This is a genomic window from Allobosea sp. CER48 (assembly GCF_044752385.1).
In the GTDB taxonomy this organism is placed as follows: Bacteria; Pseudomonadota; Alphaproteobacteria; order Rhizobiales; family Beijerinckiaceae; genus Allobosea.
This window is the reverse complement of record NZ_JBIWYK010000709.1, coordinates 1-1,166: the sequence shown is the minus strand read 5'-3', so window position 1 is coordinate 1,166 and position 1,166 is coordinate 1. Positions and strand designations below refer to the sequence as shown.

Sequence of the window (1,166 nt, the reverse complement as noted above, 5' to 3'; positions counted from 1 at the left end):
CCGCCGCCCGAACCAGCCCGCAGGAGCCTTCTCGATCGGCATGAAGAACCTCCGGCATCGCGGGAACTCAGCAGCCGATCACCTTGAACTCCACCCGTCGGTCAAGCGCATCGCTGCTATCGTCCTTGCCTGTTCCGATCAGGTTCTCCTTGAATCCGCGGCCGGTCGCGATGATGCGGTTGCGGTTTTCCGGCGCGCCGGTGAGCAGCAGGTCCATGACGAACTGGGCCCGCAGCGTCGAGAGGCGCTCGTTCACCTGAGGCAGCCCGGTGCGAGATGTGTGGCCGACGACTTCCAGGCATGCCCCTTTCTGGCGGGCACGCGTCGCAATCTGGCTAAGCCACATCGGATAGGGCTCGGTGATCCGCGGATCGTCGACGAACTGGGTGGTGCCGGCCTTGAACAGCAGCTTCACCATCAGCTGGTTGGTGCCGAGGCCGTAATCGACGAGATCGCCGAAGGCATCGACCATATCGTCGTGCCGCGCGAGCTTGCTGGCGGCGAGATAGGTCCCGATCCTGACCCGGTGCTGCTCGCCGCCCGGCAGCCGGCGCGCTGCCCGGTAATAGGCAAGCGACTCGCGGAAATGCTGCGATTCATAGGCAAGGATGCCATCATTGACCAAGGCATTCGCCATCAGCCGCTCGGCATAGGCCGGGTCGATCGCCTCGCCGAGCTTCGTGCCCTGACAGGTCTTGATGTAGGCGCTGGTCGCCTGGTCCTGCGCCCAGAGCGGCAGCTCTCGATAGAACGGCGTCGGCGTGACGTCGACGCCGTCCATCTGGGCACGCGCCACGCCTTTCGAGACGACGCTGTTCGATTTCAGATCTGCCAGCGTCAGGCAGATCCGGTAGGCGTCGCGTGGACCATCGGCGGCCCCGCCGTTGTTCACGGCCGTGAACGTGCCGACCAGCACCACGGGCTTGCGCGCCAGCGCCTCGCTGTCGAAGGGGCGAACGGTGAAGCGCGGATAGGATTTGCGGGCGATCTCGATCAGGGTCTGTTGCATCGAACGGGTAGCGGCCGATTGCGAGCCGGAGGCTGCGTCGATGAGCGGATCGATGACGAGGTCGATCTGCTGGTCGGCGATCGAGACCCTGCCGAAGAGATCGTCCTCCGCCTTCTGCAGAGCTTGTGCGAAAGGCACGGGCGTGGGCGGAGGCGCG

The 1,166-nt window shown here is 65.3% G+C and carries 1 protein-coding gene; it reads right to left on the bottom strand.

Annotated elements, in window-relative coordinates; genetic code table 11:
- Nucleotides 1-67: 67 nt before the first annotated feature.
- A partial coding sequence (locus ACIPIA_RS16720; RefSeq protein WP_400511096.1) for an OmpA family protein occupies nt 68-1,166 on the bottom strand: 1,099 nt, incomplete at its 5' end.